6 protein-coding genes are annotated in these 3,680 nt (G+C 44.9%); 4 read left to right on the forward strand and 2 right to left on the reverse strand.

What is annotated here, in order from left to right; translation table 11 throughout:
- From ACYU8Y_RS22265 to ACYU8Y_RS22275, 3 genes are all read left to right on the forward strand, one after another.
- A partial coding sequence (locus ACYU8Y_RS22265; RefSeq protein WP_460940337.1) for a hypothetical protein occupies nucleotides 1-439 on the forward strand: 439 nt, incomplete at its 5' end.
- Between the two features lie 313 nt (nucleotides 440-752).
- Nucleotides 753-1,199: a replication/maintenance protein RepL gene (locus ACYU8Y_RS22270; protein ID WP_460940338.1), complete on the forward strand. Its 447-nt coding sequence runs from the start codon at nucleotides 753-755 to the stop codon at nucleotides 1,197-1,199.
- Nucleotides 1,200-1,349: 150 nt separating this feature from the next.
- A complete protein-coding gene (locus tag ACYU8Y_RS22275; protein ID WP_460940339.1) occupies nucleotides 1,350-1,625 on the forward strand; it encodes a hypothetical protein in 276 nt (91 codons plus the stop codon).
- A gap of 77 nt (nucleotides 1,626-1,702) precedes the next feature.
- Here the strand turns inward: ACYU8Y_RS22275 and ACYU8Y_RS22280 are convergent, their stop codons facing one another.
- Nucleotides 1,703-1,912, reverse strand: a complete 210-nt coding sequence (locus tag ACYU8Y_RS22280) for a GDCCVxC domain-containing (seleno)protein (RefSeq protein ID WP_460940340.1) — start codon at nucleotides 1,910-1,912, stop codon at nucleotides 1,703-1,705.
- Nucleotides 1,913-1,917: 5 nt separating this feature from the next.
- Complete coding sequence (merTP, locus tag ACYU8Y_RS22285; RefSeq protein ID WP_460940341.1) at nucleotides 1,918-2,493, reverse strand: mercuric transport protein MerTP; 576 nt, start codon at nucleotides 2,491-2,493, stop codon at nucleotides 1,918-1,920.
- Between the two features lie 208 nt (nucleotides 2,494-2,701).
- Between merTP and mobV the strand changes: the two genes are divergently transcribed.
- A partial coding sequence (gene mobV, locus ACYU8Y_RS22290) for a MobV family relaxase (RefSeq protein WP_460940342.1) occupies nucleotides 2,702-3,680 on the forward strand: 979 nt, incomplete at its 3' end.

Here is a 3,680-nt window from a genome sequence, read left to right on the forward strand (position 1 = left end):
AAAAACAGGGGAAGAGCTGGCCACCACTACCAGCAAGATCAACCAGATAGCCGTACTGCTGGACGAAAAGCGACTGAATTCGAAATGGAGTGAGGGCCTAGCTGGCCACCTGCGCAGTAAGGTGTTGCCGCAGATGGAGGCAGATATCCTAGAGTGTTTGAAAGAACGATTAACTGACAGCAACGATCTAAACCCCCGGCTGGAGAAAAAAGGGTACAAAATCCTGAAGGATGCCAAGGGGACGTTTTACCTGACTGATCCGAAGACCGAAGTGCGGCTTAACCTGATTACGGCTCAGATCAAAGGGGAATTTCTGAGCGAACTAGTTCATGAAACGGTACAAAGGGGAATAAAAGAAGAGCAACAAGAAAACCAGAAGAAGGCCCAGAAGCCCGAAGTCAAGAACGACCAAAATAGGGGCTATAAGATTCGGCGGTAGCCCCGTACAGTTGGGGTGGGATATGCCTAAAAAAACCTATCACTACATACAACCCGACCGAAGGGAGGACCGCCTAAATCTTAACGACAAGACAAGAGAATCTTTTGATATACATATATATGGGGATAGTAATCAAATAGCAGTGTGTTGGTAATCAAATAGCAGTGTGTTGGTAATCAAATAGCAGTATGTTAGTAATGCGTTTTTGATTACTAGCCATAATTTGGAATTACAAAAATTAGTAATTAGAATTGCATGACTGTTAGTAATAAAAATGTGTGCTATGCCTAAGCGGATAACTTATGAGAGGGAGATGCTACATCCTGAAACAGGAGAGCTTCAAGTCACGCACAGAGATTCGGTTCTACCCAAAGAGCCTGATTATGTTAAACTATATCTATCTGATATAGAATTACTTAACAATTTGCCAAAGTGGACAGATCGCATTCTTCATGAACTGCTACGAATGATGAATTATAAGAACCAAATTGTACTTAATTCATCGATCAAGAAGGAGATAGCGGCAGAGTTCAAAATTCATATAAAGACAATAGATAATGCCCTAGTTATGCTTGTAAAGCAGGGTGTCCTTATTCGAAAAGATAAAGGGCTATATCTAGGAAATCCACTCTTATTCGGAAAGGGGGAATGGAAGGATATTAGAGAATTGAGACTGACAATTCACTATACTAAGGAAGGTCGTACTATGACTGCTGAAATATTACAGGAGCAGGAAGAGCTTGAATTAGTAGAAGTATAAAGCCATTAGCTAAAACGGAAGTCGGCTCTGGTGAGGACCAACCGAGCAGGGATAAGCTAATCCACGTACAACCGTGCGTTGCCCCGATCTTGATAGCTCTAAGCCAGATCGGGGCTTTTTTTGTATCTATGCATTCAAAACTTAGAGGATATGGAAAAGGAAAAAATTAGAGATATAATCTACATAGTGAGTCATCCTGTACACGATGAACAAGGTTATGGATTTATCGTGTCCTACGATAAAGAAGAGAGAGAAGGTTACTACCACGGGGTAGTTAGAGGTGTCAAAAACGTAGAGGGCTACCGGGAGCCACTTACATATGACTATGGTCTTGTAGAAGACAGGGAAGAAGGAAAATTAGTAAAAGTCGAGTTGTCAGATATTCAATTTAAAAGCCATAAACCCCAGCCTTTTGGAGTACTTTAAAACAGTTAGCCCGTACCGGGCTAGGTTTTTTTAGGCATATCCCACCCCAACTGTACGGGGAAAAATAGAGCGAGTAACTAAGAACAACAGCTCTTATTTTCTTGGAGAGGGGGGCATTTCATCGTACCATAAGAACAAAATACACAGCAATCGCCAGCTAATGGACGTAATACAGTGTGACAGTTCGTGCATTCATAAAAGAATTGGCAAGCATCAGTGGGCATCGTCTCAGTTTGAACATAACTACACTGAGGGCAAGTAATTGTGGATTCTAGCACAAGGGCCATACTACTTAATTCGTTTTAACACTTACAACCTGATAACCTGTGGCGGCTACTGCTTTCTTGATGTCAGCCGTTGACGTTTGCTTAGGGTCATACTTGACTACTGCGTTACCCTGCTGGTAAGATACTTTGGTTTCAGCAACTCCTTTCAGCTTACCTACCTCGCTTTTTACATGATGCTCACACCCCTCGCAGGTCATACCCTTGATGGTCACGTAAGCAATTTGTTGAGCTGGTTTAGCCGGTTGTTGGGTCGCCTGGTTCTTGTCCTGGTAAAGTAAATTGGAGTAAGCAGGAAATGTTAGTAACAGTATCGCCATTGCTGTCATTATCCCTAAAAATCTTCTCGTCTGCCAGAAACTAAGTTTAGCCGGAGTGCATCCACAGGCATCTTTAGTAGCTGGTCTGAGTTGATTGTACCAAGCCCATCCCAAAGCTCCGATAGACAAGGTAATGGTATAAGGTCGTGCTGTTTCTAGCCACCCTAACGAACCAGCCATACCCCCTAATGCTAATAAGGGAGCAATACAACATAGAGAGGATGTGAAGGCAGTTACAATACCGAGCAGACCAGTTGCTTTCATTACTTAAGTAGATGTAAGTCAGTGGAAACAAAGTTAATCAATAAAGTCTAGAACGCTTTTTTTTCGTGAATCGGTAGTTTTTCGCGGCCCGGTTCTTTTACAGAAGTATAACGCACTATACTTTGCCCTGTCTGACACCTCCCTTCGGTCGGGTCAGACAGGGCAAAGTGCGCGACCTACGGCACCATAGAACAAAGGGGAAAAAAGCATGAAAGCAGTTTGCCGAGTTGCCAAAGTGAAAGGGGCCGGAAGTATAGGCGGCAAGTCCGATCACAACTACCGTCAGGGTCACGTACCCAATGCCGATCCCGAACGGCTGCACCTCAATCACGAGTATGTGCTCAATTATGAGAATCTAGCCAAGGCGATTCAGGCCCAACTCGATCATGCCGGCATTCATCATGTCCGAAAGGATGCCGTTAAAGGCATGGAATTCATTCTCACGGCCAGCCCCGAAGCGTTCAAACGTGATCAGAACGGCCAGTGCGTCGATGACTACCGGCAATCCGATTGGGTGAAGGCTAATCTGAACTTCATGAAACAGCAATACGGGTCTAACCTGGTTGCTTTTACCCTACACCAAGACGAGAAGACGCCCCACATTCACGCCATCGTTGTTCCCATCACTGAAGACAAACGACTTTGTGCAAAGGAGCTCTTCACACCTAAAACTTTACGCCAGCTCCAAACTGATTACGCAGCGGCTATGAAACCATTTGGGTTGGAAAGGGGAATAGAAGGCAGCCGGGCGCAGCATGTGGACATGAAGCACATTTATGGCCTTCAACAACAGGAGCGGCAAACTATCGAGAAGGATTTACAACCCATTCAGACGATCAAGGCACCCTTAGCCATCAACAAGCCTGGTCCGCTGGATCTGTTGAATCTGGAACGTTGGAAACAACAGCAGGAAGCCAAAATCAATGCTGAACTCAATCGCAGGCTCGACGAAATCAAACAAGCCGCTGAGAAGGCCCTAAAAGCGGCCGTAGCGAACGCAACTGCTAAAGAACAGGAGAAAGTACTCGCTCAACGACTGACCACCTCAGAGGGCCTAAAACAGACCAATTTCGAGAAAGCCAAAAAAACAGGGGAAGAGCTGGCCACCACTACCAGCAAGATCAACCAGATAGCCGTACTGCTGGACGAAAAGCGACTGAATTCGAAATGGAGTGAGGGCCTAGCTG

The organism is Spirosoma humi (genome assembly GCF_054776575.1).